24 protein-coding genes are annotated in these 26,728 nt (G+C 63.6%); 16 read left to right on the top strand and 8 right to left on the bottom strand.

Going from position 1 to position 26,728, the window contains the following annotated elements; genetic code table 11:
- Positions 1 to 7: 7 nt before the first annotated feature.
- Positions 8 to 742, bottom strand: coding sequence for a glycerophosphodiester phosphodiesterase (gene ugpQ / locus FLQ44_RS16800; protein ID WP_147695331.1), 735 nt, complete (start codon positions 740 to 742; stop codon positions 8 to 10).
- A 553-nt stretch (positions 743 to 1,295) separates the two neighbouring features.
- Between ugpQ and FLQ44_RS16795 the strand changes: the two genes are divergently transcribed.
- The 10 genes from FLQ44_RS16795 (at position 1,296) to FLQ44_RS16750 (ending at position 9,997) form a co-directional block, all read left to right on the top strand.
- Complete coding sequence (locus FLQ44_RS16795; RefSeq protein ID WP_147695330.1) at positions 1,296 to 2,417, top strand: Re/Si-specific NAD(P)(+) transhydrogenase subunit alpha; 1,122 nt, start codon at positions 1,296 to 1,298, stop codon at positions 2,415 to 2,417.
- An 11-nt stretch (positions 2,418 to 2,428) separates the two neighbouring features.
- Positions 2,429 to 2,734: a proton-translocating transhydrogenase family protein gene (locus tag FLQ44_RS16790; protein ID WP_147695329.1), complete on the top strand. Its 306-nt coding sequence runs from the start codon at positions 2,429 to 2,431 to the stop codon at positions 2,732 to 2,734.
- A gap of 3 nt (positions 2,735 to 2,737) precedes the next feature.
- Complete coding sequence (locus FLQ44_RS16785) at positions 2,738 to 4,108, top strand: NAD(P)(+) transhydrogenase (Re/Si-specific) subunit beta (RefSeq protein WP_147695328.1); 1,371 nt, start codon at positions 2,738 to 2,740, stop codon at positions 4,106 to 4,108.
- 198 nt (positions 4,109 to 4,306) lie between these two features.
- Positions 4,307 to 5,077: an oxygen-binding di-iron domain-containing protein gene (locus FLQ44_RS16780; protein ID WP_147695327.1), complete on the top strand. Its 771-nt coding sequence runs from the start codon at positions 4,307 to 4,309 to the stop codon at positions 5,075 to 5,077.
- A gap of 3 nt (positions 5,078 to 5,080) precedes the next feature.
- Entirely contained in the window at positions 5,081 to 6,529 is a 1,449-nt protein-coding gene (locus tag FLQ44_RS16775; protein ID WP_147695326.1) for a hypothetical protein, read from the top strand.
- The gene (locus tag FLQ44_RS16770; RefSeq protein WP_147695325.1) at positions 6,507 to 7,643 is read left to right on the top strand and encodes a response regulator; all 1,137 of its coding nucleotides are present in this window, start codon (positions 6,507 to 6,509) and stop codon (positions 7,641 to 7,643) included. Before FLQ44_RS16775 ends, FLQ44_RS16770 begins: the two co-directional genes overlap by 23 nt.
- A gap of 9 nt (positions 7,644 to 7,652) precedes the next feature.
- Positions 7,653 to 8,195, top strand: a complete 543-nt coding sequence (locus tag FLQ44_RS16765) for a GTP-binding protein (protein ID WP_147695324.1) — start codon at positions 7,653 to 7,655, stop codon at positions 8,193 to 8,195.
- A gap of 4 nt (positions 8,196 to 8,199) precedes the next feature.
- Complete coding sequence (locus FLQ44_RS16760; protein WP_147695323.1) at positions 8,200 to 8,835, top strand: roadblock/LC7 domain-containing protein; 636 nt, start codon at positions 8,200 to 8,202, stop codon at positions 8,833 to 8,835.
- Between the two features lie 22 nt (positions 8,836 to 8,857).
- Positions 8,858 to 9,220: a roadblock/LC7 domain-containing protein gene (locus FLQ44_RS16755; RefSeq protein ID WP_147695322.1), complete on the top strand. Its 363-nt coding sequence runs from the start codon at positions 8,858 to 8,860 to the stop codon at positions 9,218 to 9,220.
- Positions 9,221 to 9,289: 69 nt separating this feature from the next.
- Positions 9,290 to 9,997, top strand: a complete 708-nt coding sequence (locus FLQ44_RS16750; protein WP_147695321.1) for a hypothetical protein — start codon at positions 9,290 to 9,292, stop codon at positions 9,995 to 9,997.
- A gap of 74 nt (positions 9,998 to 10,071) precedes the next feature.
- On the opposite strand, the gene FLQ44_RS16745 is transcribed toward FLQ44_RS16750, so the two are convergent.
- A complete protein-coding gene (locus tag FLQ44_RS16745) occupies positions 10,072 to 11,964 on the bottom strand; it encodes a sigma-54-dependent Fis family transcriptional regulator (RefSeq protein ID WP_147695320.1) in 1,893 nt (630 codons plus the stop codon).
- A gap of 271 nt (positions 11,965 to 12,235) precedes the next feature.
- On the opposite strand from FLQ44_RS16745, the gene adh reads away from it, so the two are divergent.
- From adh to FLQ44_RS16730, 3 genes are all read left to right on the top strand, one after another.
- Entirely contained in the window at positions 12,236 to 13,750 is a 1,515-nt protein-coding gene (gene adh / locus FLQ44_RS16740; RefSeq protein WP_147695319.1) for an aldehyde dehydrogenase, read from the top strand.
- Between the two features lie 244 nt (positions 13,751 to 13,994).
- A complete protein-coding gene (locus FLQ44_RS24640) occupies positions 13,995 to 15,992 on the top strand; it encodes a methyl-accepting chemotaxis protein (protein ID WP_147695318.1) in 1,998 nt (665 codons plus the stop codon).
- Positions 15,993 to 16,171: 179 nt separating this feature from the next.
- Positions 16,172 to 16,876, top strand: coding sequence for an META and DUF4377 domain-containing protein (locus tag FLQ44_RS16730; protein WP_147695317.1), 705 nt, complete (start codon positions 16,172 to 16,174; stop codon positions 16,874 to 16,876).
- Between the two features lie 98 nt (positions 16,877 to 16,974).
- On the opposite strand, the gene FLQ44_RS16725 is transcribed toward FLQ44_RS16730, so the two are convergent.
- Positions 16,975 to 17,367 carry a YidB family protein gene (locus tag FLQ44_RS16725; protein ID WP_147695316.1) on the bottom strand — a complete coding sequence of 131 codons (393 nt, stop codon included), beginning with the start codon at positions 17,365 to 17,367 and terminating at the stop codon, positions 16,975 to 16,977.
- A gap of 206 nt (positions 17,368 to 17,573) precedes the next feature.
- Here FLQ44_RS16725 and FLQ44_RS16720 point away from each other — a divergent pair, with 206 nt between their 5' ends.
- From FLQ44_RS16720 to FLQ44_RS16710, 3 genes are all read left to right on the top strand, one after another.
- On the top strand, positions 17,574 to 17,753 hold the full coding sequence (locus FLQ44_RS16720; RefSeq protein WP_147695315.1) for a hypothetical protein: 180 nt from the start codon (positions 17,574 to 17,576) through the stop codon (positions 17,751 to 17,753).
- A gap of 217 nt (positions 17,754 to 17,970) precedes the next feature.
- Entirely contained in the window at positions 17,971 to 19,293 is a 1,323-nt protein-coding gene (locus tag FLQ44_RS16715; protein WP_147695314.1) for an efflux RND transporter periplasmic adaptor subunit, read from the top strand.
- Positions 19,290 to 22,370 carry an efflux RND transporter permease subunit gene (locus tag FLQ44_RS16710; protein ID WP_240801321.1) on the top strand — a complete coding sequence of 1,027 codons (3,081 nt, stop codon included), beginning with the start codon at positions 19,290 to 19,292 and terminating at the stop codon, positions 22,368 to 22,370. The genes FLQ44_RS16715 and FLQ44_RS16710 overlap by 4 nt, the downstream gene beginning before the upstream one ends.
- Positions 22,371 to 22,425: 55 nt before the next feature.
- Here FLQ44_RS16710 and FLQ44_RS16705 read toward each other — a convergent pair whose 3' ends face one another.
- The 5 genes from FLQ44_RS16705 to FLQ44_RS16685 all read right to left on the bottom strand — a co-directional run bounded on the left by FLQ44_RS16705 (position 22,426) and on the right by FLQ44_RS16685 (position 26,486).
- On the bottom strand, positions 22,426 to 23,331 hold the full coding sequence (locus tag FLQ44_RS16705) for a LysR substrate-binding domain-containing protein (protein WP_170253011.1): 906 nt from the start codon (positions 23,329 to 23,331) through the stop codon (positions 22,426 to 22,428).
- Positions 23,332 to 23,906: 575 nt separating this feature from the next.
- Entirely contained in the window at positions 23,907 to 24,587 is a 681-nt protein-coding gene (locus FLQ44_RS16700) for a Fe2+-dependent dioxygenase (protein WP_147695312.1), read from the bottom strand.
- A 122-nt stretch (positions 24,588 to 24,709) separates the two neighbouring features.
- Complete coding sequence (locus FLQ44_RS16695) at positions 24,710 to 25,123, bottom strand: ExbD/TolR family protein (RefSeq protein WP_147695311.1); 414 nt, start codon at positions 25,121 to 25,123, stop codon at positions 24,710 to 24,712.
- On the bottom strand, positions 25,110 to 25,784 hold the full coding sequence (locus FLQ44_RS16690) for a MotA/TolQ/ExbB proton channel family protein (protein WP_147695310.1): 675 nt from the start codon (positions 25,782 to 25,784) through the stop codon (positions 25,110 to 25,112). The genes FLQ44_RS16695 and FLQ44_RS16690 overlap by 14 nt, the downstream gene beginning before the upstream one ends.
- A 3-nt stretch (positions 25,785 to 25,787) precedes the next feature.
- Positions 25,788 to 26,486, bottom strand: coding sequence for an energy transducer TonB (locus FLQ44_RS16685; protein WP_147695309.1), 699 nt, complete (start codon positions 26,484 to 26,486; stop codon positions 25,788 to 25,790).
- Positions 26,487 to 26,728 lie beyond the last annotated feature (242 nt).

Here is a 26,728-nt window from a genome sequence, read left to right as displayed (position 1 = left end):
CGCCAGCTTACAGCCAGCTGGGGTCCAGCCGGTCTGGCCGGTCGGTACACAGCATGTTGACCCCCCAGTGCCGCAGCCTTTGCATGTCGTCCAGCTGGTTTACCGTCCAGGCCATCACCGCCAGCCCGGCTTGGTGCAGGGCCTGCACGCTGGCTTCGTCCAGGGCACGGTAATGCACGTGCAGGGCACAGCAGCCCAGTGCACGGGCTTGTGCCACGCTGTCTTCCGACAGGGTGTCCAGTAGCAGGGCGCGTGGCAGCTGCGGTGCGGCCAACTGTGCGCTAGCCAGCGCGGCGGTATCAAACGATGACAGCAGCGGCGGTAGCGCCGCGCCTTGCCACAGTGCCTGGATTTCGGCCACACACACGCGGGCCATGGCGGCGGGCTCGTGCGCGGGCTTCAGCTCCAGGTTCACCGCCATGCCAAGCTTGCGGCTTTTGGCGGCCAGCGCCGCCAGCGTGGGTAGCGGTTCGCCGGCAAACGCCAGGTGGTGGTAGCGCCCGGCGTCCAGCGTTTGCAGCTGGGCGATGGTTTGCCCGGCCACGTCGCCACTCCCGGTGGTGGTGCGCTCCAGGGCGTGGTCGTGCACGATCACCGCCTTGCCATCCGCGCTGAGCTGTACATCACATTCCACGCCGTTCACGCCCAGCCTGTGGGCCAGCTGCAGCCCTGCCAGCGTGTTTTCCGGGGCCAGTGCACCCCCCAGCCGGTGGGCAAAGCCTAGTGGGTATGGCCAATGCATGCTTTCGCTCCATTTCATGAAAAAAGCGTAACGGAGTGCGTTACAAAACTGTCGTCATTCTGCAGAAATTGCCTGCTACGGTAAGCATTTAGCGGCATTTGCCACAGGGATTACCCCTTAAGCGTAAACCCTTCTTTACAAAGTGTTAGACAAAAAGGTCTACTGTAATACGGATGTTGCATTGCAATATCTGTGCGGCATGGCGCTGCTGGCTGTTATGGGCGTGGGGGTTCCGCCACAGCAGGCCGCATGTCGCAGCACAGCAACGTACAAAAAACACGACAGCCTGCCGGCAACGATATAAGTTTTTGGAAAAACTGTTTTGAAATCATTTGATTAATAGCTTGTTGGACAGTATTCATGGCAGCTGTGTTGCCCTGCCGACAGGGCTGACTACCGTTTGGCATGTCGCTTTTTTGTAAAAGCGTTGCGCTAAATCAAAAGTCGTGATGTAGTAAGAATTCAAACGCTCGTTCGAAATTAGGCCTCGCACGGGCGTTCGCTATCTTTAGATTTTTTATTTGTCATTCATCTATTTGCAGAAAGGAAGACCATGCAAATCGCTATTCCAGCCGAAAGGCTGGCAGGTGAAAGCCGCGTGGCCGCGACACCGGAAACGGTTAAAAAGCTCGTCGCCATGGGTCATGCCGTGGTGGTAGAGGCGGGGGCGGGCCATATGGCGGCCGTGCCGGATGCGGCGTATGCCGAAGCCGGCGCCACCTTGGCCGCATCGCGCGCGGCGGTGCTGGCGCAGGGCGACATTGTGCTGACCGTGCGCCCGCTGCCGGAAGACGCTATTGCCGAGCTGAAAGAAGGCGCCGTGCTGATTGGCCAGCTGGCACCGTTCCAGAACACCACCTTCCCGCAGCTGGCTGCGCGCAAGGTGTCGGCCTTTGCCATGGAGCTGCTGCCGCGTACCACGCGCGCGCAGAGCATGGACGTGCTGTCCAGCCAGAACAACATTGCCGGCTACCGTGCCGTGCTGCTGGCCACGCACTACTACCCGCGCTTCATGCCGATGCTGATGACCGCAGCCGGTACCGTGAAGCCTGCCCGTGTGCTGATCATGGGCGTGGGTGTGGCCGGTTTGCAGGCGATTGCTACCGCCAAGCGCCTGGGGGCGGTGGTGGAAGCCACCGACGTGCGCCCGTCTACCAAAGAACAGGTGGAAAGCCTGGGCGGCAAGTTCATCGAAGTACCGATGAGCGAGGAAGAGAAGAAGGCCAACGATGGTGTGTACGCCAAGGAGATGTCGGACGACTACAAGCGTCGTCAGGCCGAGCTGGTAGCCAAGCACGCGCGCCAGGCCGACATCATCATCACCACGGCGCTGATTCCGGGCAAGAAAGCGCCGACGCTGATCAGCCGCGATATCGTGGCCGCCATGAAGCCGGGCAGCGTGATTATCGACATTGCCGCCGAAGCCGGTGGCAACTGCGAGCTGACCGTACCGGGCGAGGTGCATCGCACCGACAACGGCGTGACCGTGGTGGGCCTGTCCAATCTGCCGGGCCAGCTGGCGGCCGATGCCTCCAGCCTGTACGCCAAAAACCTGCTTACCTTCCTGTCGCTGATGCTCAGCAAGGAAGGCTTCACCCTTAATCTGGAAGACGACCTGCTGGCGGCCACCCTGGTGACGCACGACGGCCAGGTGCGCTTTCCTGCGGCCAACTAGGAGGTGCCATCATGGTTGACCCGTTTATCTCCAGCTTCACCATCTTCGTTCTGGCCGTGTTCGTGGGCTACCACGTGGTATGGAACGTTACCCCGGCCCTGCACACCCCGCTGATGGCGGTAACCAATGCCATTTCCGGCATCATCATCGTGGGCGCCATGCTGCAGGTGGTGGATATCCATGGCAGCCAGATCACCGTGACATCGGTGCTGGGCACCATCGGTATCTTCCTGGCCAGTATCAACATCTTCGGTGGCTTCATGGTCACCCAGCGCATGCTCGACATGTTCAAGAAGAAGAAAAAACAGGGGGCATAGCAGATGGAGAACGTATCCGCAGTACTTTACCTGGTGGCAGCCGTGCTGTTCATCCTGGCACTGAAAGGCCTGTCCTCGCCCACTACGGCGATTCAGGGTAACCGCTACGGCATTATCGGCATGCTGATTGCCGTGGGCACCACCTTCATGATCATGGACAAGCCGGTGCTGGCGCTGATTGTCGGTGCCATCGTGGCCGGTGGCGCCATTGGCGCGTACAAAGCCAAAACCGTCGAGATGACCGGCATGCCCGAGCTGGTAGCCGCCATGCACTCGCTGGTGGGCCTGTCGGCGGTGCTGATTGCCGTGGCCGCCATTTTCCACGCGGGTGTCGAGCATACCGGCGTGCAGAAGATCGAGCTGTTCATCGGTGCCTTCATCGGTGCCATTACCTTCACCGCCTCGGTGGTGGCCTACGGCAAGCTGTCCGGCAAGTTTGGCGCCAAGGCAGTGAACTTCAGCGGCCAACACCTGCTGAACCTGGTGCTGGCACTGGGCATGGTGGGCTTTGGCGTGGCGTACTTCCTCACCGATAGCCACGGCGCCTTCCTGATGATGGTGGCCATTGCGCTGGTGCTGGGCGTGACGCTGATCATCCCGATCGGCGGGGCCGATATGCCGGTGGTGGTATCCATGCTGAACAGCTACTCCGGCTGGGCGGCAGCGGGTATCGGCTTTACCCTGAACAACCCGGTGCTGATCATTGCCGGCGCGTGCGTGGGCGCTTCCGGTGCCATTCTGTCCTACATCATGTGCAAGGCCATGAACCGTTCCATCGTCAGCGTGCTGCTGGGCGGTTTTGGTGCCGAAGCGGCTGCCGGCGGCAGCGCCGACACCGGGCCGAAGAACTACAAGTCCGGTTCGGCCGAAGACGCCACCTTCCTGATGAGCAACGCCGACAGCGTGATCATCGTGCCCGGCTACGGCCTGGCCGTATCGCGTGCCCAGCACGCGCTGCAGGAGTTTGCCGAGCTGCTGCACCAGAAAGGCGTGAACGTACGCTACGCCATCCACCCGGTAGCGGGCCGTATGCCAGGCCACATGAACGTGCTGCTGGCCGAAGCCGAAGTGCCGTACGAGCAGGTGCAGGAGATGGAAGAGATTAACTCCGACTTCTCCAACACCGATGTGGTACTGGTGATTGGCGCCAACGACGTGGTGAACCCGGCCGCGCAGAAAGACAAGCAAAGCCCGATCTACGGCATGCCGATTCTGGAAGCGCACAAGGCACGCACCGTGATCGTGGTGAAACGCTCGATGAGCGTGGGCTACGCCGGCCTGGATAACGAGCTGTTCTACATGGACAAAACCATGATGGTGTTTGGCGATGCCAAAAAGGTGGTGGAAGACATGCTGAAGGCGGTATCGCACTAAGCTGCGGCCAACCCTGCGATACAGCGCCCCGTTCGTGCCTGGCACGGCGGGGCGTTTTTGCGCCCGGGCCTGGCGGCTGCCTCCCGTGCCGTTACAGCCATTGCCTGCTGTTTGATGCGAGTCAATACCCGCTTGTATTAGGCTGGCTAATCTTTCGGGTCTATCCGGTCTGCACCGAGCAGGTGGCTCGCAAGCGTTATGGCACAGGTTCTCTACAACGACGGCAACCATAAATGCATCGCCTTTACCGACCTGGTACAGGGTGAGGGCATTCAGTCCAACCAGTTTGCCATTGTGCACGATGGCGACGGCATGCTGCTGGACCCGGGCGGCAACCTGACCTACAAGCACCTGCTGGCCGAAATGGCCGAGCACTTTCTGCCCTCGCATACCCGCTATATTTTTGCCTCGCACCAGGACCCGGACATCATTGCCTCGGCCAACGGCTGGCTGCTGATTACCGACGCGCAGATCGTGATTGCGCAGGAGTGGACGCGCTTCATCCCGCATTTTTGCGTAAAAGGCGCCACCGAAGGCCGGCTGATTCCCATCCCCGCCCGCGGCATGACCCTGCCACTGGGCCGTACGCGGCTGGAAATCGTGCCGGCGCACTACCTGCATACCGTGGGGTTTTTCCAGGTGTACGACCCCATCAGCAAGATCCTGTTTTCCGGCGATATCGGCGCATCCCTGATGGACGGCACCAGCGCGGCGCAGCCGGTGGAAGACTTTGACCGCCACCTGGTAGACCACCACATGTCCGGCTTTCACCGCCGCTACATGAGCAATAACCGCGCCGCCCGCCTGTGGGTCAACATGGTGCGCCAGATGGACATAGAGTGGATCGTGCCGCAGCACGGGGCCTCGTACAAAGGCAAAGCCATGGTGAAGCGCTTCCTCGACTGGTTCGAAAAGCTGGAGTGCGGCACCGACCTGCTGTCCGAAGCCGACTTCCCGCCGCGCCGCTAAACCATGCTGCTGCCAGACGACTTCACGCTGCTATTGGCCGCTAGCCCCGCTGTCTTGCTGGGCGTGCTGCTGGTGCTGCGTCAGCGTCGGGCCACGCCGCCGGCCGGCAGCCAGCTGCCGCCGCTGAAAATACTGCGCCCGCAGCCTGCGGCCAACCCTGCCACGCTGCCGGCTACGGCACCGGCTGGAGACGGCTTATCCGCCGATACGCCTGTGCTGCCGGTGGCCGGCGAACAGGCGGGGGCGGATGAGCTACCGCTGGACATCGGCGTAGCCGATACCGATCTGCTGACCGAAGCCGACGTCTACCTGCAATTTGGCTACCTGGACCGCGCCGCGGCCCTGCTGCGCAGCTATGTAGACCACAACCCGCCCGCCAGCCGCGAGCTGGCACGGCTACTGGGCCTGTACCTGCGCCTGCACGCCATCGACGACTTTACCGAGATACTGCAAAGGTTGGCCGCACTGGGCATCATGACCGAGGCCGACACCGGCCAGGCGGTAGTAGAAGGCCTGCGCATCGACCCGGACAACCTGGCGCTGCGCGTGTTTGCCGAAGAGACCCTGGGCTGGGACATGGCCACGGTCAGCCGCCGCATCGGCCTGCGCCAGCCGGCAGGCGCTACCCCACAGCCAGGCCCGCATGCCAGCCCGGCCAGCGCCGCAGGCGATGGCAGCCTGCAGCTGGTGTGTGGCAGCCAGGCGCTGGCCGCGCTGAACCCGCACGAGCGGCTGGCCATTTGCCACCTGATGCCCGCGCGCCAGGGCGTGCGCATCCTGCAGCAGCACGGCGAAACCGCGACCGCCATCGGCACGCTGGAAGCCCTGCTGGCCCAGACGCGCCACCCGCTTACCCCGCTGATGGACATCCTGCATCTGTATTACCGCCAGGCCAACCTGGCCGGCTTCACCCGCCGTCTGTGGCAGAGCTTTGTGCTGCTGGGTGAACACGGTGCCGCCCTGCGCGAGCGCCTGCTGCGCATGGGGTTTGCCCTGGGCAGCCACCCGGTGCTGGATGTACTGGCCAGTGGGCCGGACAGCGCCCGGCTGGACGCGCTGGGGCGCGAATGGGGGTTTGTCCCGCCCAGCCCCACTGCCGGGGGCGGCATACCGCTGGTAACCGTGCACGCCGCCGCAGCGGGCACCGCAACCCGGCACGATGCGCTGGCCGAAGCCGATGCCTACCTGGATTACGGCCAGACCGAGCAGGCGCTGGCGGTGCTGGAGCAAGCCGTGTTTGCCAACCCGGCCGACGTACGCCTCTACCCGCTGCTGCTAGACCTGTACCAGCGCCTGGAGGCTACCGACCACCTGCGCGCACTGCTGCAGCACCTGCGCCAAACCCTGGGGCGGCCGCCTGCCGAGGTGGCCACCCGCCTGGCGCAATTGCGCCAGCTTCTGAAACTGGATGACCCGCTGGAGGAAGCCCATGTCTGTCAGCACGCCGGCTGAGCCGATTACCGTACTCACCGCCGGCATGGACGAACGCAAGCTGGCGCTGTTCCGCATGGCGTTTCGCCTGCATACCCTGCATCGTTACTGTCTGGCCAGCGACCACCCGGCTACGCCACAGGTGGCGATTGTGGATGTCGACAGCGCCAGCGGCTGGCAGGTATGGCAGCAGTATCGCCAGCAACACCCGGCGCTGCCGGCGCTGATTGTGACCGCCTACCCCAGCGACGATGCCCCGTCGCTGCAGATGGTGAAGCCGGTACGCATGGAAAAGCTGTTTCCGCTACTGCGCCAGCTGTTGGCCGCACCCGGCCACGACACCGCCCCTGCGGCCAACCCCGTACCCGCCGCACCCGCCGTGACGCTGCCGCTACCCGCCAGCGACCAGGCCGTACCCCCGCCCGCCCAGCGCCTTCCCCCCTCGCTGCCCATGCACGGCGATAGCCCTGCGGCCAACCCCGCCCCGCGCAGCGGCCAGCGCCGTACCCTGCAGCGCTTCCACCCGGCCGGCACCATCTATGGCCTGCTGGTCGCCGCTGCCCGCCAGAAGCAGCCGCAGCAGCTGCACTGCGAGCAGCGCCTGTTTGCCACGGTAGACCCGGTGCAGGGCCAGGTGGCGCTGTACACCACGCTGTCCAGCGTGCAGCAGCTGTGCGAGCTGAACGGCCTGCGCCTGGGTGCCGAGGCGCTCGCCACCCAGCCGGTGGGGGAGCCCACGCTGCGCCTGCCGCTATCCACCCTGCTATGGCAGGTGGCGCTGTGGAGCTGCCGTGGCCGCCTGCTGGCCGGTATCGACCCGGACACACCGCTACGCCTGCGCCAATGGCCCAACCTGACCCGGCTGGCGCCGCTGCCCGGTGCCTTGCGTATTGCCGGCCTGTGGTCACGTACCCCCACCAGCCTGCGCGTGGCGGTAAGCCTGCTCAAGATGGAGCCGGGCCCGCTGTGCAATTTCATTGCCGCCAGCCACGCGCTGGGCCTGCTGGAACAAGCAGGCAAGGCAAACGAGGCGGCTTCTGCCGCTACCCGGCCGGCCACGCCGGCACCCGCCCCCTTGCCCCCGGCGCGGCAGAGCCTGCTGTCGCGCCTGCTGGGGCGGATCAAGAACCTGTAGGTGCTTTGCATGCGACCCAGTGACAACAAAATCCTGTTTGCCGGCCCGGTAGGGGCCGGCAAGACCACGGCCATCGCCAGCCTGTCGGACATACCGCCGGTGACCACCGACGCCACCGCCTCCGACATGACGCTGGACCGCAAAGGCCATACCACCGTGGCGCTGGACTACGGTGTGCTGATGCTGGACGACGACACCAAGGTGCACCTGTACGGCACGCCGGGGCAGGAGCGCTTCGACTTTATGTGGGACATTCTCAGCCAGGGCGGTATCGGGCTGATTCTGCTGCTGGACAACACCCGGCCCCACCCCATACGCGACCTGCAGTTTTTCCTGAAAGCCTTCGACAAGCTGCTGCAGGATGCGCCACTGGTGGTAGGCATTACCAAGACCGACCTGGCCGCCACCCCCACCACGGCGCACTACGCCGGCATTCTGGAAACACTGGGCCTGCGCCCGCCGATTTTCGAAGTGGACGCGCGCAACCGCGAAGACATCAAGACGCTGGTGTGCGCGCTGCTGTACTCCATCGACCCGGGGCTGGAGGGCTAGCGCCATGGACAGCACGCTCAGCCTGAATGGCGCGCTGTACGCCGAGCTCACCCCCGCCGGTGCCTGGTATGCGGTGAGTACGCGTGACGAGGGCTGTGACCGCCAGCTGTTGCTGCAGCTGCTGCAGCATGGCGGCGAGCTGGCGCTGACCGAGGCCCGCCTGCAGGAATGGTCTTCGGCAGACAGTGCAGCGCAAGCACTGGCCGTGCTGTACCGCCTGCAACGCCTGGGTTTTGTCAGTGGCCGCAGCGCAGCGCGCAGCGTGCCCGCCGGTAGCCTGGAAAGCCGCTTGCCGGCCTTGTTGGCCGCCTTGTCCGACGAAGGCCGCGCCCTGCTGGCCGACGATAACGGCCTGTACTACGCCACCGCCGGTTTTCGCCACGAGGCGGCCGAGCAGATTGCCGCGCTCGCCGGTGACATCATCACCCTGAGCCGCCGCCACACCCGCCTGCTGAACCAGAACCTGGGCCTGGGCGCCCAGGCCTGGGCACTGATCGACCCCGCCGGCTATGCCGAGCTGGGTTTTCACCCGCTGTATCTGGGCCGCCAGTCGTTTGTACTGGTGATTGGCGGCCAACCCCGACTGGGCGATAACGCCTTTGTTGCCATGACCGAGGCGCTGTGCCGCCGTTACGCCTGAACGATTACCGGAAACCACCACCATGCGCGAACAACTGCTCAAATCCATCCTTAGCGACCTTAATGGCGCCTCGGCCGATATCGAAGCCTCGGCCATCATTTCGGCCGACGGCCTGACCATGGCCGCCCTGCTGCCGCAAAGCGTAGACGAAGACCGTGTCGGCGCCATGGCCGCTGCCATGCTGTCGCTGGGCGAGCGCACCGCGCGCGAGTTGGCGCGCGGCGAGCTGGAGCAGGTCATGGTAAAAGGCGACGCCGGCTATATCCTGATGAGCTACGCCGGGCGCGATGCCGTGCTCACCGTGATTGCCCGCAAAGAAGCCAAGCTGGGCCTGATCTTTCTGGATGCCAAACGCGCAGCACGCAGCGTGGAAGAAATCCTGTAGCTATGGTGTGCTCTATGCATAAACAGCATAGCTGTTTATCATGCAGCGACACACTGTATAGAGATCACCATGAAAAAAACCACGCTGATGGCCAGCTTGCTGCTGGTACTGTGCGGCCACACGCTGGCCGAGCCGCTGACTTTTGGCCTGTTTGAGAGCAATGACTCGCGCCGTGCCAGATTCGAGCAAGCCTTTGTGATTGGTGACAGTTTGCGCACGCTGGCCATCGGCAAGAAAGCCATCGTGCTGCCGGAAGGTAACTGGGTGATCAGCGACGTGGAAACCTACGCCCCGGATGTGACCGAAGAGGGGGGCAGCCAGGTGCTGAGCTACAGCGCAGATGCCAGCCTGACCCTGCAAGACCCCGACAGTAGTGACCAGATCCTGTTTAATACCAATCTGGCGCCGCAGAACCCCCGCATCTCCTTTACGCAGCTAGCCGAACCGTGCCAGCTAGGTAGCGGTGCTGACAAGGGGTGGGAGACCCACCAGCAGCAGCGTGACAGTGTGCGGGAAAACCGCCAGAGCTGCGTGCGCACCATGGTGCGCCTGCGCACGGGTAAGGACGGCCAGACGTATCTGCAGCTCAAGACCACAGCCATAGAAAACTGGCGGCTGGACTACATTGAGTACAAGCGTTTGCGCAGCATGCCGGTACCGGCAGACAGCACACTGGACACCCTGCTCAAGCAGCCGCAAGTCAGTGCTTATCTGGCCAAAGAGCTGGCCTGGTCGGTGGAGATGAAAACCACCGTCGCCAGACAAATGGGCTGGTAGCCCGCCTCGTACACCATGAAAAACCCGCCATGCCGGTACCGGTGTGGCGGGTTTTTTGATGGCGATGCAGCGGTTTACGCGGTGTGGCCGCCCTCGCGCAGGCGGCGGTAAAACGTGCTGCGGCTGATACCCAGTGCTCGTGCCGCCGCGCTGGCATTGCCGCCGTGCTGTTGCAGCAGGCTGTGTAGCGTGCCGGCCGTATGGCGCGGGCCGGCATCCTGGCCGCGCAGGGTGGCGGGCAGGTGGTCGGGGGTCAGCACGGTGCCATCGTCTGCCAGCGCCAGCAGGGTGCGCAGCAGGTTGTCCAGCTGGCGCAGGTTGCCCGGCCACGGGTAACGGCGGATAAAGTCGGCCAGTGCCGGCGACAGGGTAATGCCGCGCGCGGCGCTGCCGTGCTGTAGCAGCAGGTTGGCCGCAATCTGCGCCACGTCGCCGCGCTCGCGCAGTGGTGGCAGCGTGAGCGGGTAGTGGCACAGCCGGTAGTACAGGTCGGCGCGAAAGCGCCCGGCGGCCACCTCTTGTTCCAGCTGGCGATGGGTGGCGGCCACAATGCGCACGTCTACTTTTTGCCCGGCCCCGCCGCCTAGCGGCACCACCAGCCGCTCTTGCAGTACGCGCAGCAGCCTGGCCTGCAGGCTCATGGGCATGTCGCCGATTTCATCCAGAAACAGCACGCCACCGTCGGCTTCGCGCAGGCGGCCTTTCGCCCCCTGGCGGCGGGCGCCGGTAAACGCGCCTTCTTCGTAGCCAAACAGCTCGGACTCGATCAGCCCTTCCGGGATGGCGGCGCAGTTTACCGCCACCAGCGGGGCAGCCGCGCGGCTGCTGATGCGGTGCAGCGCCTGCACAAAGCGCTCTTTGCCAGCGCCGGTTTCGCCCAGCACCAGCACCGGGATATCGGCTTCCAGCAGGCGGCGTGCGGTGTCCAGCATGCCTGGTGGCAGCGCCAGGTCTTGCTTGCGGCCAACCTTGTCGCTAGCGCTATCGTGCCGCGCGGCCGCAGCAGGCCGGCGCGGGCTGCTGGGGGGCAAGCCGGTGTGCAGCAGCGCCGTGCCGTGGTTGGCCGCAGCTTGCCGGGGGGGCAGCAGGCTGGCCGAATACAGCTGCCCGCCGTGGCGCAGCGAGGCAATACCGCTGCCGTGGCGGCTAAGCCAGTGTTCCATGCTCAGGCCGGATAGCCCGGCAAAGCGGGTCTGGCCCAGGCAGTGCCAGTCCAGCCCCAGCAGTGCGAGCGCGGCACGGTTGGCCGCACGCAGTACGCCGTCGTCGTCAAAGGCCAGCCGCGCGCAGCGCGGGGTGGCCAGCGTGGCCGGGTCGGGGGCAAAGCGCAGCTCGTGCAGGCTGCGGGTGTGTTCGTCGAACAGGCGTTGTTCGATATGGCGCACCGCGGTGACCACCTGCAGCTGCTGCGCCTCGCCCAGCTTGCGTGGCAGGCCGGAGACATCCAGCACGCCCAGCATCTGTCCCTGCGGGTCGACGATGGTGCTGGCGGTGCAGGATAGCTGCCGGTTGCGCTCCAGATAGTGCTCGCTGCCGCGTACGCGCACCGCGCTGCCGGTGACCAGCGCGGTGCCGATGGCATTGGTGCCGCGTACGTCTTCGCGCCAGTCCATGCCGGGCAGCAGCGCCACGCGTTCGGCGCGGTCCAGAAACGCCGGGTGGCCCATCTGGTTCAGGATCACGCCGTCGCGGTCGGCCACAATCACCACATGGCCTTCGTCTACCACGCTGTCGAACAGTGCATCGATCGCTGGCCTGGCCAGCTGCAGCCAGTCGGCATTGTCTTGCTGGCGCAGTGTCAGGCGCTGGCTATCCAGCCGCTCTGGCGGGCGTAGCCGCGCGGCGGACAGGCCCAGCCCCAGGCAGCGCCGCCAGGAGTGCAGGATGGGCTGCGGTACGCTGTTTTCCGGTAGCTCGTCACCGTCAAAAAAACGGCGGCGGATTTCAGCCAGGGGCAGGGTAGACATGGTGTTCTCCGTACTGTGTCACGGTGTTGCGACAGCTGTGTCAGTCTGGCACAGCCAGCGGCGGGCTGCAGGGCTGATCGTGGCGCTGGCGGCCTGCCGAAGCGGCCCGCCAAAAAACCTTGGTTTATTGCGATGCAGCATGCATAGGCTGGATTGCAGCATGGGCGGGCAGCACAGTAAAGCTGCACTGCAGCATGGCAACAGGCTGGCACGGTAGGTGCAGTGTGGTGTTTACACCCGGCGAGGTGACACCAACACAAAGGAGACACAGATGAGCGCGATTACCCCGGCACAATACGGCCTGAACCTGAAAACCCGTTACGCCAACTTTATCAACGGCCAGTGGCAGCCACCGGTTAACGGCCGCTATTTCGAGAACATTACCCCGGTAACCGGCCAGGTATTGTGCGAGATCCCGCGCTCTGACGCGGCCGATATCGAGCTGGCGCTGGACGCCGCCCACGCCGCCAAGGGTGCCTGGGGCAAAACCAGCGTGGCACAGCGCGCGCTCATCCTGCACCGTATTGCCGACCGTATGGAGCAGCACCTGGCCACCCTGGCCACGGTGGAAACCTTTGACAACGGCAAACCTATCCGCGAAACCACCCACGCCGACCTGCCGCTGGCGATCGACCATTTCCGCTACTTTGCCGGCTGCATCCGCGCACAGGAAGGCAGCATCGGCGAGATCGACGCTACCACCGTGGCGTACCACTTCCACGAGCCGCTGGGCGTGGTGGGCCAGATCATTCCGTGGAACTTCCCGCTGCTGATGGCCGCCTGGAAGATTGCCCCGGCACTGGCGGCCGGTAACTGCATCGTGCTGAAACCGGCCGAGCAGACCCCGCTGTCCATTCTGGTATTTGCCGAGCTGGTGGGCGATCTGCTGCCACCGGGCGTGCTGAACATCGTGAACGGCTTTGGTACCGAAGCCGGCAAGTCGCTGGCCACCAGCAAGCGCATCGCCAAGATCGCCTTTACCGGCTCTACCCCGGTGGGCCGCCTGATCATGAACTACGCCAGCGAAAACCTGATTCCGGTCACGCTGGAGCTGGGCGGCAAATCGCCTAACATCTTCTTTGACGACGTGGCCGCCAAAGACGACGCTTTCTTCGACAAAGCCATCGAAGGCTTCGTGATGTTTGCGCTGAACCAGGGTGAGGTGTGCACCTGCCCAAGCCGCTCGCTGGTACACGAGTCCATCTACGACCGCTTTATGGAGCGCGCACTCAAGCGTGTGGCCGAAATCAAGCAAGGCAACCCGCTGGACCCGTCCACCATGATCGGCGCGCAGTCGTCGCAAGAACAGATGGACAAGATTCAGGGCTACTTGCAACTGGGCAAGGACGAAGGCGCCACCGTACTGGCCGGCGGTGAGCGTGCCCACCTGGGTGGCGGGCTGGAAAACGGCTTCTATATCCAGCCTACCGTGTTCCAGGGCAATAACCAGATGCGCATCTTCCAGGAAGAAATCTTTGGCCCGGTGCTGTCGGTGACCAAGTTCAAGGATATCGACGAGGCACTGCACATTGCCAACGACACGCTGTTTGGCCTGGGTGCCGGCGTGTGGACGCGCAATATGAACACCGCCTTCCACATGGGCCGCAGCATCGAGGCGGGCCGCGTATGGACCAACTGCTACCACGCCTACCCGGCCCACGCTGCGTTTGGTGGCTACAAGCAGTCCGGTATCGGCCGCGAAACCCACAAAATGATGCTGGACCACTACCAGCAGACCAAGAACCTGCTGGTGAGCTACAGCGAGGACAAACTCGGCTTCTTCTAACACCTGGCTGCTGCCACCGTCTGTCTGCTGCCCGCCGGGCGAGTGGAGGCGGTGGCGCCACTGCTTCCTCCCCTGTTTGTCGTGGTCGCTCGCGGCGGGCAGTTTCGTTGCCACCTGATGTTTCTCAACACAGGTGGCATTTTTTATGGAGATGATGGGTGTAAATACAGTTTAATCTATAAAAAATAACATCATCGCCGGGGCCAGCCCCGGTACGCGCACAACGACAACCGATGGAGCACTCATGCTGTTCTTCAACAAGAAACGTTCTTCTGCCACCCATTCGGCCAGTACAGCTCAGGCGGCAGAGTTGATGCATATCGTCCGTACCGATAATCAGGGCTACGAGCAGGCGCTGGCAGGCCGGGCCAGTGGCAGCATCAAGCTGGTGCTGGGTTATGTGAACCCGGCGGCCAACCTGGAGCAAGTCGGCCGCAGCGTGGCGCGCCATTTTCCGCAGGCTAAAGTGGTGCTCACCACCACCGCGGGCGAGCTGTGCAGCGCCAGCCGCCAGGACACCCTGTACCTGCCCGCCAATGGCCAGTGGCAGACCATGGTGTTCCAGCTGTTTGACGCCGCGCTGGTGTCGGATGTGCACGTGGCGGCGGTGCCGCTGGCGTGCGAAGACATCAAGGCCGGCCAGCCCAGCCTCAGCCACGAAAACCGCCTGGCCAAGCTGAAAGACAACGTTGGCCGCATCAACCTGCCGTTTGCCATGCGCCACGACGAGGGCTTTGTGCTGACGCTGGTAGATGGCCTGTCCAATAGCGAAAGCTACCTGATGGAAGCGCTGTACGAATCCGGCAAGCTGCCCTACCTGTTTGTGGGCGGCTCGGCCGGTGGCCCGCTGGATTTCAGCATGACGCGGCTGTACGACGGCCAGCAAGTGCGCGATGGCCACGCCGTATTCGCCTTCATCAAGCTGGCGCCGGCCTACCGTTACGGCATCTTCAAAAGCCAGAACTTCGAAGACAGCGGCACCAGCTTTACCATTGCCAAAGCCAGTAACGAGCTGCGCCGCGTGTACTCGGTGATCGACAGCCAAAGCGGCGAGATTCGCCCCGTGCTGGACGCGCTGTGCCAGCATTTTCGCTGCCAGCGCGGCGAGCTGGGCGCCAAGCTGCAAAGCCACAGCTTTGGCATCAAGATCCAGGACGAGCTGTTTGTGCGCTCGGTACTGGCCATCAACGAGCAGGAAGGCTACCTGCAGTTTGCCTGCGACCTGGCCTTTGGCGAGCAGCTGTTCTTGGTGCGCAGTGTCGACCTGGCCGAACGCACCGCCCGCGATTTCGAGCAGTTCAGCCGTGGCAAGCCGCAGCCGGTAGGCGGCATCCTCAACGACTGCATCCTGCGCCGCCTCAACAACGCCAGCGCGCTGGCGCGTGCCAATGTGTACGGCGACATCCCCACCGCCGGTTTTTCTACCTTTGGCGAGCTGCTGGGCGTGAACATCAACCAGACGCTGACCGCCATCTTCTTTTATCCGGCCAGCGACACCTTCCGCGATGATTTTGTCGACCGCTTCCCGGTGCACTACGCCAACTTCAAGAACTACTTCTATCGCCGCGAGCTGCAACGCGCGCGCATGACCGGGCAGATGAAAAGCCGCGTTATCGAAGAGCTGAACGGCTACAAAGCCTTTGCCGGCCAGCTGATGGAAAGCCTGCCGCTGTTCCGCGACACCACCGCCCAGCTGGTAGAGCACCTGGGCAGCATCGAGCAAGACATCAGCCGCTTTGGCCACGAAGTGAACCAGGGCGCGCAGACCGCCAGCAGCGTGACCGTCCGCATTGGCGCGCTGGAAAAAGACGCTCAGCAGATTGGCGACGTCATGCAGATGATCAAGAAAATCGCCGAGCAAACCAACCTGCTGGCGCTGAACGCCGCCATCGAAGCCGCCCGCGCGGGCGAAGCAGGCCGTGGCTTTGCCGTGGTAGCCGACGAGGTGCGCAAGCTGGCCAACACCACGCAATCCAACCTGGACGCCACCGGCGGCGCGGTAGACAACGTGATGAACGGCGTGCGTGACGTAGGCGGCGACGTGCGCGGCATGGGTAGCCAGGTCAGCGGCTTTGCCGGCGAAATGGCGCAGGTGGTAGACAAACTGCACCAGCTGGCCGGCACCTCGCAGGACAGCAAACAGCGCGTGGACAGCATGCTGTCGCAAACCGAAAGCCTGTACACCCGCATGCGCGAGGTAGACCGCGAGCTGGACGCCATCCTGCAGCTGGAAAAACAGTAAGCCCCTTGCCAGGCCACCCCGCCATCCCGGCCCCGCTGCCCCTGATACAGGTAGCGGGGTTTTTCATGGTAGGGAGGTGACGGTGTGTGACGCCATTCACATTTGTTAAACCCGGCGGCATTGACCCTGGCCGCGCTACTGGCATAAGCTGCCCCGCTAACAGCCAACAGGAGCACGAGATGAAACATAAAGGCCGGACTATTGCCATGATGTCGCTACTAGTGGGCGCCTGCGCCAGCAGCACAGTGCCGCAGCAAGGCCACTGGCAGCAAACCGGGCCCGACGGCCAGCCGCTGCAAACCCTGCAGCTGAAAGACGGCCAGCTATCGGCCAGCGCTGGTTGCAACCAGATGTTTGGCAGCGCCCGTATCGAACAAGGCCGCCTGGTGGTGGGCCCGCTCGCCAGCACCCTGATGGCCTGCGCCCCCGACGCCATGCAGCGCGAGCAAACGTTGGCCGCACTACTGCGCAGCCGCCCGCAAGTGCGCCTGGATGGTGACAAACTGCTGATTGGCGAAGTGGCCCAGCAACAGGTATGGCAGCCGGTTGCAGCACCTGCTCCCGCCCACGTTACCAAGCCAGTACCAGCGGTAGTGACACCTGACGCAGCTGCTGCTGAGCAGGTGACTCAGCGCCTCATCTACGTGGCCCCCGAGCGCCGCACCTGCGTGGGCGTGGCCCCGATGCAGTGCCTGCAGGTACGCGAGCGCCAGCAGCAGCCGTGGCAACACCACTACGGCGAGATCGAAGGCTTCACCCCCGAGGCCGGCACCGCCTACCGCCTGCGCATCCGCGAGATCAAGGTAGCCAACCCGCCGGCCGACGCGCCAGACCGCCGCTGGGTGCTGGACAGCATCGTCGAGCAGATCCGCATCGCACCGTAAGTGCAGGGTGAGGGTTCTGCAGTAATAGAAAAGCCCCGGCACGCCGGGGCTTTGTTTTGGTGCAGCTTGGCCGCATGCGGCCAACCTTTCGTGCAGGCTTAGCCGCGGTTGAACAGGCCGCCCAGCAGGCTGGCGCCCTGGGCCAGCAGGCCGTCGCCTTCTACCTGGCCGTTGGGGGTGAGCTTGTCGATCACGGTAGGCAGGTGTTCGGCGATTTGTTGCGAGGCCACGGCCGGGTCGATACCCAGTTTTTCGGCCAGGCCGGCGATTTGTTCGTTACCCAGCACGCTCTGGATTTGTTCTGCGCTGATGGACAGGTTGGCACCGGTGCCTACCCAGGACGAGACGATCTCGCCCAGGCCACCGTTCTGGAATTTTTCTACCAGGCCGGCCACGCCGCCGTTGTCGTTCAGCAGGGTGTTGGCTGCCTGCAGCAGGCCACCTTGTTCGCTATTGCCCAGCAGGCTGCCCAGTTGGTCGAGGATGCTCATGGTGTGCCTTTCGTATGAAGGTAAAAGAGTGCCCAACTTAAACCTTTTCTTGTTACAGATAAATGTTTCTATAAATAAATAGCCGGCATGCTGTGTGGGGCTGTCGTTTTAACTGCTTGTTTTCACTACACGATTCTGCAGGCGTGGCATGGACTTTCGCGCCGCGCTGCCGCATACTGCCGCGTTTTGCCATTCAGGAGCAGGCCATGCCTATCAACCACTTCGACTTGCAGCGTTTTGAGGCGATCAAGGTACGCGAGAGCATTCGCAAAGCCGGCTCGCCAGACCGCTTTGGCAAAGAATCCAATGCCAAGAACGACAAAAAGCTGGATAACCCGCTGCTGGGCAAGCTGCTGAAAAGCCACGTGCCCGACGACAAGAAGTAAGCGCCACGCTGCCCGCGACGGGCGGCCTGGTATGGCTGACACCCCCATGCGTACTGCGCTGGGGGTGTTTTGCTTGGTGGGCCGTGCTTTTGCCGGCCAGTGTGGTGTAAGCATTGGCTATACACAGTGTGTTCATATTCATTAATGAAGTAACACCTAAGCCTGTCGCACAAATTGTTTATGCTGGTGGCCATGGCAAGACTGGACGATAGCGACAATGAATAAATGGCTGACAGGGACCGTGGTGCTGGCGGTAGCCGGTGGTACGGTGTGGTGGCAGGCAGGCAAGCAGCCTGCGGTAGACAACAACGCGCGCGCCAAACGCCCGCCGGTGGTGGCGCTGGCGCCGGCGCAGCCCAACCGGCTGCCGGTGGTGCTCACGGCCAACGGTACCGTCACGGCGCTGGACCGTGTGGAGGTGAAACCACAGGTGTCCGGCGTGGTCAGCCGCGTGCTGGTGCAGGAAGGCAGTACGGTCAAGGCGGGTGCGCTGCTGGTGCAGCTGGATGACGCCGCCGAGCGCGCCGCGCTGGCGCGGGTGCAGGCGCAGCAGGCCAGTGACGCGGCGCAGCTGAACATTGCCCAGCGCGATCTGGCGCGCGGGCGCGACCTGTTCCGCCAGCAGTTTATTTCGCAAAGCGCGCTGGATGCGCTGCAGGGCAAGGTAGACAGCCTGCAGGCCACGTTGGCCGCAGACCGCGCGGCGGTAGAGTCGGCGCGGGTGAGCCTGCGGCAGAAGGCGATCTACGCCCAGGTGGATGGCCGCGTTGGCGCCATCAGCCTGTCGCCCGGCACCCTGGTGCAGCCGGGCATGGCGACGCCTATGCTCACGCTGACACGCATGTCGCCAGTAGCCGTGAGCTTTACCCTGCCCGAGCAGCAGCTGCAGGCGGTGCGCCAGGCGCAGCAGGCCGGCCCGCTGAAGGTGGTCGCGCGTAGCGGTAACGGCGCGGGCCAGTGCCACAGCGGCGAGCTGACCTTTATCGATAGCGCGGTCGATAGCGCCAGCGGCAATGTGCTGCTCAAAGCGCGCTTTGATAACGCAGGCAGCGCGCTGTGGCCCGGCCAGTTTGTCAATGTGGCGCTGCAGGCCGGCCGCTATGAAGGCGCGGCCAACCTGCCGGTAGCAGCGCTGCTCACCGGCCCGGACGGGCAGTTTGCCTACACCGTGGGCGCAGACCTGAAAGCGCAGCGTGTGCCCTTGACCCTGCTGGCGATCCAGAACGAGCGCGCCATCGTGCGCGGCATCGCCCCTGGCTTGAAGGTGGTGGTGAATGGCGGCCAGAACGTGCGCCCTGGCGAGCAGGTCACGCTGGCCCCGCCGCGCAAGCAGGACGCCAGTGCTGCAGCGAAGGTTGGCCGCCGCGAGGCTAGTGGTGCCGCTGCCGAAGCAGGCCGTGCTGCCGGCAAGGCAGGGCAGAGCCTGGCCGAGTGTGGCCCCGCCATCAGCGATAAGGCCACCCGCGCGGGTAGCACCGACGCCAGCGCCCCGCGTGCCGAGGGCGGCCAAGGCCAGCGTGCAGCCAGCGGAGCGCCATGATGAATATTTCCGAGCTCTGTATCCGCCGCCCGGTGATGACGGTGCTGCTGTGCCTGTCGCTGATTATCGGCGGCCTGCTGGCGCTGCAGCGCATCCCCATTGCCGCGTTGCCCAGCTACGAGACACCCACCATCAACGTGTCGGCCAGCCTGCCGGGTGCCAGCCCGCAGACCATGGCCAGCTCGGTGGCCACGCCGCTGGAAAAACAGTTCGCCACCATTCCCGGTGTCGCGGTGATCAGCTCCAGCAGCAGCCAGGGCAGCACGTCGGTTACGCTGGAATTCGAGCCGGGGCGCAATCTGGACGGTGCCGCGCTGGATGTGCAGGCCGCCTTGCTGCGTGCGCAGCGCAGCTTGCCGGACGAGATGACCAACCTGCCGTCTTACCGCAAGGTGAACCCGGCCGACGCGCCCATCCTGCTGCTGGCGCTGAACTCGCCGGCGCTGTCGCTAACCCAGCTGAACGACTATGTAGACAGCCTGGTATCACCCACGCTGTCCACCATTAATGGCGTGGCGCAGGTACAGGTGTTTGGCCAGAAGCGTTACGCCGTGCGTATCAAGGCCGACCCGGAAAGGTTGGCCGCACGTAACCTGACGCTGGACGAGGTGGCCACCGCGCTGCGTGCGGCCAACGGCAATACGCCGCTGGGCACGCTGGAAGGCCCGTCGCAGGTGCTCACCATCCAGTCCGATAGCCAGCTCAAGACCGCCGCCGAGTTTGCCGCCATGGCGGTAGCCAACCGCAACGGCAGCGTGGTGCGCCTGGCCGAGGTGGCCACGGTGGAAGACAGCATCGAAAACCTCAAGACCGGCAGCTGGGTCAACGGCGAGCGCTCCATCGTGCTGGCGGTGTTCCGCCAGTCTGACGCTAACACCGTGGCGGTGGTCGACGCCATCCGCGCCATGCTGCCCAAGCTGGAAAGCCAGCTGCCGGGCTCGGTACGCGTCACGCCGCTGTCTGACCGCTCCGAGTCCATCCGCGAGGCGGTGCACGACGTGAACCTCACCCTGCTACTGACCGTGGCGCTGGTGATCATGGTGATCTTCATGTTCCTGCAGCGCATGGCCGCTACGCTGATACCGGCGCTGACGCTGCCCATTTCGCTGATCGGCACCCTGGGCCTGATGTACCTGATGGGCTACTCCATCGATAACATCTCGCTGCTGGGCCTGACGCTGGCGGTGGGCCTGGTGGTGGACGACGCCATCGTGGTGCTGGAAAACATTGTGCGCCACATGGAAGAGGGCGACGACGCGATGACGGCGGCGCTGAAAGGCTCGCGCGAAGTGGCGTTCACCATTGTCAGCATCTCGCTGTCGCTGGTGGCGATCTTTATCCCTATCTTTTATATGGATGGCGTCATCGGCTTGTTGTTCCACGAATTTGCCGTGGTGGTGTCGCTGGCCATTCTGGTGTCGGCGGTGGCGTCGCTCACGCTGATTCCGCTGCTGGCGTCGCGCTTTCTGCGCCGCGAGCACATGCCGCACCACGCCGAGGCCAGTCAGGGCAACGCTATTGCCCGTGCTTTCGAGCGCGGTTTTACTGCGCTGCTGGCCGCCTACGAGCGCACACTGGACGCCGCGCTGCGCCACCGCCGCCTCACGCTGCTGGTGGCGCTGGGTACCGTGGCGGGCTCGGCGTGGATGTTTCAGGCCATTCCCAAGGGCTTTTTCCCGGTGGAGGACACTGGCCAGGTCAGCATCAATACCGAGGTGGCGCAGGATGTGTCCTACGACAAGTTGGCCGCATTGCAGGCGCGCGCGGCCACCATCGTGCAGCAAAGCCCGCACGTGGCAGCGCTGACCTCGTCGGTGAGTAGTAGCGGCGGGCGCATGTTCGTTACGCTGAAACCGCGTGGCCAGCGCGGCAAGATCGACCAGGTGGTGGATGACTTGCGTAAAGACCTGCGCAAGGTGAATGGCCTGAGCGCGGCCATCAACCCGGTGCAAAACCTGCGCCTGGGCGGGCGCAGCAGCAAGAGCCGCTACCAGTACGTGCTGCAGAGCGTGGACAGCAGCAGCCTGTACGACTGGGGCGAAAAGATGGAGCGCGCCATGCGCAAAGACAGCCTGTTCCAGGACGTGAACAGCGATGCGCAGCGCAAAGGCCTGCAGGCCGAGCTGCACATCGACCGCGACAAGGCGGCGCAGCTGGGGGTGAATATGCAGGCTATCCGTACCGCGCTGTATACCGCCTTTGGCCAGCGCCAGGTGGCCACCATCTACACCGATACCGATAACTACGCGGTGCTGCTGCAGCTGGATGACAGCCAGCGGGTGAACGAGTACGACCTGACCCGCCTGTACGTGCGCGGCAGTGGCAGCGAGCTGGTGCCGCTGACCAGTGTGGCCAGCATCCAGCGTACGGTGGGGCCGGTATCGATCAGCCATCAGGGCCAGCTGCCGGCGGTGACGCTGTCGTTCAACCTGCCGCCGGGGGTAGCACTGGGCGAGGTAGACGCGCGGCTGAAGGCCATGCAGCAGGAAATCGGCCTGCCTGCCAGCGTGCTCACCAGCTACGCCGGCGACGCCGCGGCGTTTGCCGAGTCGCAAGGCAGCCAGACCACGCTGCTGCTGGTGGCGCTATTGGTGATCTACGTGCTGCTGGGCGTGCTGTACGAGAGCTACATCCACCCGCTCACCATCCTGGCCGGCCTGCCGTCGGCGGCCATGGGGGCGCTGGGGGCGTTGATGCTGATGGGGCAGGAGCTGACCATCATCGCCAGCATCGGCATCCTGATGCTGATCGGTATCGTGAAGAAAAACGCCATCATGATGATCGACTTTGCGCTGGTGGCGCAGCGAGAGCAGGGCATGAGCCCGCAGCAGGCTATCCGCACCGCCTGCCTGCTGCGCCTGCGCCCCATCCTGATGACCACGCTGGCCGCCATGATGGGCGCGTTGCCCATTGCGCTGGCACTGGGTGCTGGCGCCGAGCTACGCCAGCCGCTGGGCGTGGCGGTGGTGGGCGGCTTGCTGTTCTCGCAGCTGGTAACGCTGTACATCACCCCGGTGCTGTACCTGTGGTTTGACGGCCTGGCCGCAAAGGTTGGCCGCCAGGCCGCCGCCAGCTAGGCAGCCTGTTTATCTGGCTACCCGGCCCGCCCGCTGCCTGACAGCCGGCGGGTTTTTACTGGGCGCGGCTGGCCGGGGCGGGCGGGGTGTCGCTGAACTCGGCCAGCGCCCAGTCGCGGAAGGCAATCACGCTGGGTAGGGTTGCCAGCTCTTGCGGGTAGATCAGGTAATAGGCCCAGCTGGTCACCAGGGCCACGTCGGACAGCTGTACCAGGGTGCCATTGGCCAGGTCGTCGGCAATCATGCTTTCCTCTGCCAGCGTAATGCCCATGCCGCGGGACGCGGCAGTAATGGCCAGGTCCAGGGTGTCGAAGGCGTAGGCCTCTATGCTGTTGCCTGGGTTCATGCCCGACAGGGCGAACCATTGCGACCAGAACTGGTCTTCATGGGACGGGTGCAGCAAGGGGTATTCCATGAACTGCGCCATGGTTGGCCGCGGTTTGTCCTTGAACAGGTCTGGCGAGGCCACGGGCACAAAGCGCGCACCGCGCAGGCGATGGTAGATCAGCCCGGGCTCCTGGGTTTCGCAGGCCTGGAACGAAATATCGTATTCGCGGCTTTTGAAGTTGGGGTCAAAGCCGGTGACGGTTACCAGGCTGACCATCAGGTCGGGGTAGCGGTTACGAAACTGGGTGAAACGCGGCAAGACCCAGCGCGAGGCAATCGATGGGCTGGCTTTTACCCGCAGCTCGCGCGAGCGGCGCGAAATGGCCTCGCTGGCGGCCTCGATGCGCGAAAACGCATCGCGCACGGCGGGGAACAAGGCCACGCCTTCTGGCGTGAGCGTGAGCCCCCGGGCCTGGCGCACAAACAAGGGCAGGCCGTAGTGCGCTTCCAGGGTCTGGATGTGGCGGCTGACCGCCCCCTGGGTCAGGTGCAGGGTTTCCCCTGCCTTGGTAAACGAGTGGTGTTCGGCAGCCACCAGGAAGACACGCAGGGCATTGAGCGGGGGCAGTTTCATTATTATTGCTCCATGAATTTTATGCATGGTAAACATGCACATTCATGCTTTGTCAATGCAAGCTGACATGGGTAAGCTTGGGCGGCAATGCAGGTAAACATCTTGTAAGAATAGGGGCTTATAATTTATTTTAGCCCTGTGTGTTGTGATTTGTTGCAGTGATTTGTTGCTTTGTGAAATGCACTTAATGCATGGATTGAAATATAGCAATAAAACCCTGTTTTAGTATGCAACGCTGGCATGGCCTGCGCTATCATGCAGCTGGTGTTGCTGTGTTTATTTGCTGGGTATGGCGCACAGTGCTTGCTACACTGTAATGCGGTAGCAAGCTGAATGAATTCCGGCGCAAGGGCTTGCCCTTGCGCCTGTACCGAACCCGCCCGGTAACGGGCTGTGGTAGGGCCTGCAGGTATCTGACTGTCACGGGTATGGTCTACCCGTCGGGTACTGTGCTTGCCCGAACAGCACGCGGCGTGCCGCCTGCTGTCAAATCCTGATTTATCAGGGTTTTGCTCTGTCCCACGGTGTCCCGCCGGATTCGTCCGGCGGGGTTTTTTTTGCCCGTGCGGCCAACCTTAGACTTCTGCCCACTCGCGCAGCAGGTTGTGATAGGTGGCTGTGAGCGACATGACTTCTTCGCAGTCCCCTACCTTCTGCCGCAGTTGCAGGATGGCCATATCAATATCAAATAGCATGGCACGGCGGGTATCGCTGCGCACCATGCTCTGCGTCCACATGAACGAAGCCAGCCGTGCGCCGGCGCTCACCGGCTCTACGCGGTGCAGGCTGGTAGACGGGTACAGGATGGCGTGGCCGGCCGGCAGCCGTACGCTGTGTGTGCCGTAGGTGTCTTCTACAATCAGCTCGCCCCCTTCGTACTCTTCCGGCTGGCTGAAAAACAGGGTGCACGATACATCGGTACGCACGTTCTGCCCGCTTAGCGGGTCGCGGCGAATGGCGTTGTCCACATGGTTGCCGTAGGTCATGCCGCCTTGGTAGCAGTTGAACATCGGCGTCATCAGCGTATGCGGTAGTGCGGCCGACATATATAAGGGGTGGCGGAACAGTGCCTGGCGTACCAGGGCGGCCAGCTCGCGCGCGGCATCACTGTCTGGTGCCAGCTGCAGGTTGTTCTTTACCTGTAGTGCTTGCTGGCCAGCGGTGCTGCGGCCGTCTTGCCAGGGGGCCGCCAGTAGCAAGGCGCGGGCGTGGGCAAGCTCTTCGGGGGTGAGTACGTCGGGAATGTGCAGCAGCATGGTGTGTCCTGTAACGGCAGGGTGACAAACGGCGTGGACGGGTGGGGCGCCTGGCCAGCGTTTTGCCTATCGGCCTGCCGCGATAGGCAAAACGGCCTGCCATGGGGCAGGCCGCGCGGGGGTTAGTGCTGCGCTTCGGTGACAAAGCCGATGCGGCTTACACCTGCACCTTGGGCATCGGCCAGGGCTCCGGCTACTACCTCGTAACGTACGGCTTTATCCGCACGCAGATGCAGCTCTACTTGAGGGTTGGCCGCGGCTGCTTCGGCAAAGCGGCTTTTCAGGCGGCCTGCTTCCATTGGCATATCGTTCCAGTAAATCTTGCCAGCGGCATCGATGCTGAGCCGGATCGCCTCCTGCTTTTCCTGGTGTGCCGCGGCGCTGGCCTGCGGCAGGTCTACCTTTACCGCATTGGTCAGCAGCGGGGCGGTAATGATGAACACCACCAGCAGCACCAGCATCACATCCACCAGCGGCGTGGTGTTGATTTCGGACATGGGCGCGTCGGCGCCTTTGTCAAAACTACCGAATGCCATCTTTGCCTCCCAGCGTCAGCAGGTGCGCATGCAGGTCGTGGGTGAAGTGATCCATATCCTGGTTGATCAGGCGGTTCAGGCGGGTAAACGTGTTGTACGCCAGCACGGCCGGAATCGCCGCGGCCAGGCCGGCAGCGGTGGCCACCAGTGCCTCGCCAATCGGGCCGGCAACCGTACCGATGGATACCTGGCCCTGGGCACCGATATTCACCAGCGCGTTATAAATGCCCCACACGGTGCCAAACAGGCCGATAAACGGTGCAGTCGAGCCGATAGTAGCCAGGAAAGTCATGCCGCCTTCCAGGCTCTGCTGCTCTTGCGACAAGCGTTTGCGTAGTGCGCGTGTCAGGTAGTCATCCAGGCTGCACGACTGCCCCAGCGAGCCATCGCTGTGCTGCTGGTATTTGCGCACCGCCGCCAGCCCTTCGCGCAGCAGGGCTGCGGCCGGCGCCGGGCTGGTATCCAGGTCTTTCTCTGCGGCTTGCCAGCTGGCAGCACCCCACAGTTGCGCATCTGCCTCACGGTTCAGGCGGCGCACCTGCCACGCGCGCCAGCCGCGCAGCACGATAAAGTACCAGGTCAGTACTGACATCAGGATCAGGATCAGAAATACCGATACCAATACGGCATCGCCCTGTTCAAAGGTAAGCATCAGGTTCATGGGTCAGGACTTGTTCTTTTGAGGGTGAGTGAATTCAACAGGTACCAGGCAATATTCTTCTACCGCCTCGCCGCCGCGCTGGCCGGGTGTGAACTGCCAGCGGCTGGCCACCGTGCGGCGCGCCGAGTTGTCCAGCCGCGGGTAGCCGCTGCTCCTGGCAATCGCGACAGACAGGGCGCGGCCTTTGGTGCTGACCAGTACACGCAGCACCACCGTGCCTTCTTCCTCCAGCTCTACAGACAGCGGCGGGTACTCGGGTTTGGGGTTACCTTGCGCGCCGCTAATAGGCGTTGGGGCGATATAGGCCTGCTCGGCAGCGGGCTTTTCTGCCGGCGGGGCCGGTCGCGTATCCGCAACAGGCCTTACCGCCGGCGCTGCAGCTTCTGCCACTGGCTGGGTAGGTGTCGGTACCACTGGCGTGCTAATAGCATTGGCAGGTGGGGCCACCGTGCTTTTGCTCACCTGTACCGGCGGTGTCGGCATCGGCTTGGCTAGTGGCGGGCGTTTGACCGGAGCTGTCTGCGGGGTGGGTGGCGCCGGTTGTGGGGCCGCCTGCTGCTGGGCCACTGATACCATCTCTATAACAGGTAAAACCTGCGGCGGTGTCAGCGGCGAGCTGTGGCTGGGCGTCATCATCAACAAGCCCAGGTGGGCCGCGCCGATGATGCCCAGCGAGCCATAGTGAAATGCGCGGTGTTCCATTGATTGAGATTTGGCTTGATAACTATTCTCATTAATACTAATGCGCAGCGGGCCTGCTGTCAAAACAGCCTGTGCCAGGTGTCGAGCTTGCGTTGCATAGGCTGTTTTTGTCTTTTCTATAGCGGTTGCTTGTCTTCATCGCCGAGTAGAACGGGAGGCGGTGCTGATGCGGCCAACTTTTTTGCTTTTCAGTGCCGTTGCAAATCAACACCTTAAGCAAATACTTGCAGTTTATTGCGGGG

This window comes from Vogesella mureinivorans (assembly GCF_007644035.1).
Taxonomy (GTDB): domain Bacteria; phylum Pseudomonadota; class Gammaproteobacteria; order Burkholderiales; family Chromobacteriaceae; genus Vogesella; species Vogesella mureinivorans.
Note: the sequence above shows the minus strand (reverse complement) of the source record. Positions and strands in the feature narration are given on the sequence as shown.

Coding starts and splice junctions, on each gene's coding strand:
- FLQ44_RS16690 (WP_147695310.1), bottom strand. CDS start 25,784: ATGAACCTGATGCTTACCTTTGAACAGGGCGATGCCGTATTGGTATCG.
- FLQ44_RS16790 (WP_147695329.1), top strand. CDS start 2,429: ATGGTTGACCCGTTTATCTCCAGCTTCACCATCTTCGTTCTGGCCGTG.
- FLQ44_RS16760 (WP_147695323.1), top strand. CDS start 8,200: ATGGACAGCACGCTCAGCCTGAATGGCGCGCTGTACGCCGAGCTCACC.
- FLQ44_RS16795 (WP_147695330.1), top strand. CDS start 1,296: ATGCAAATCGCTATTCCAGCCGAAAGGCTGGCAGGTGAAAGCCGCGTG.
- FLQ44_RS16705 (WP_170253011.1), bottom strand. CDS start 23,331: ATGAAACTGCCCCCGCTCAATGCCCTGCGTGTCTTCCTGGTGGCTGCC.
- FLQ44_RS16755 (WP_147695322.1), top strand. CDS start 8,858: ATGCGCGAACAACTGCTCAAATCCATCCTTAGCGACCTTAATGGCGCC.
- adh (WP_147695319.1), top strand. CDS start 12,236: ATGAGCGCGATTACCCCGGCACAATACGGCCTGAACCTGAAAACCCGT.
- FLQ44_RS16700 (WP_147695312.1), bottom strand. CDS start 24,587: ATGCTGCTGCACATTCCCGACGTACTCACCCCCGAAGAGCTTGCCCAC.
- FLQ44_RS16775 (WP_147695326.1), top strand. CDS start 5,081: ATGCTGCTGCCAGACGACTTCACGCTGCTATTGGCCGCTAGCCCCGCT.
- FLQ44_RS16730 (WP_147695317.1), top strand. CDS start 16,172: ATGAAACATAAAGGCCGGACTATTGCCATGATGTCGCTACTAGTGGGC.
- FLQ44_RS16745 (WP_147695320.1), bottom strand. CDS start 11,964: ATGTCTACCCTGCCCCTGGCTGAAATCCGCCGCCGTTTTTTTGACGGT.
- FLQ44_RS16685 (WP_147695309.1), bottom strand. CDS start 26,486: ATGGAACACCGCGCATTTCACTATGGCTCGCTGGGCATCATCGGCGCG.
- ugpQ (WP_147695331.1), bottom strand. CDS start 742: ATGCATTGGCCATACCCACTAGGCTTTGCCCACCGGCTGGGGGGTGCA.
- FLQ44_RS16750 (WP_147695321.1), top strand. CDS start 9,290: ATGAAAAAAACCACGCTGATGGCCAGCTTGCTGCTGGTACTGTGCGGC.
- FLQ44_RS16780 (WP_147695327.1), top strand. CDS start 4,307: ATGGCACAGGTTCTCTACAACGACGGCAACCATAAATGCATCGCCTTT.
- FLQ44_RS16765 (WP_147695324.1), top strand. CDS start 7,653: ATGCGACCCAGTGACAACAAAATCCTGTTTGCCGGCCCGGTAGGGGCC.
- FLQ44_RS16715 (WP_147695314.1), top strand. CDS start 17,971: ATGAATAAATGGCTGACAGGGACCGTGGTGCTGGCGGTAGCCGGTGGT.
- FLQ44_RS16710 (WP_240801321.1), top strand. CDS start 19,290: ATGATGAATATTTCCGAGCTCTGTATCCGCCGCCCGGTGATGACGGTG.
- FLQ44_RS24640 (WP_147695318.1), top strand. CDS start 13,995: ATGCTGTTCTTCAACAAGAAACGTTCTTCTGCCACCCATTCGGCCAGT.
- FLQ44_RS16695 (WP_147695311.1), bottom strand. CDS start 25,123: ATGGCATTCGGTAGTTTTGACAAAGGCGCCGACGCGCCCATGTCCGAA.
- FLQ44_RS16720 (WP_147695315.1), top strand. CDS start 17,574: ATGCCTATCAACCACTTCGACTTGCAGCGTTTTGAGGCGATCAAGGTA.
- FLQ44_RS16770 (WP_147695325.1), top strand. CDS start 6,507: ATGTCTGTCAGCACGCCGGCTGAGCCGATTACCGTACTCACCGCCGGC.
- FLQ44_RS16785 (WP_147695328.1), top strand. CDS start 2,738: ATGGAGAACGTATCCGCAGTACTTTACCTGGTGGCAGCCGTGCTGTTC.
- FLQ44_RS16725 (WP_147695316.1), bottom strand. CDS start 17,367: ATGAGCATCCTCGACCAACTGGGCAGCCTGCTGGGCAATAGCGAACAA.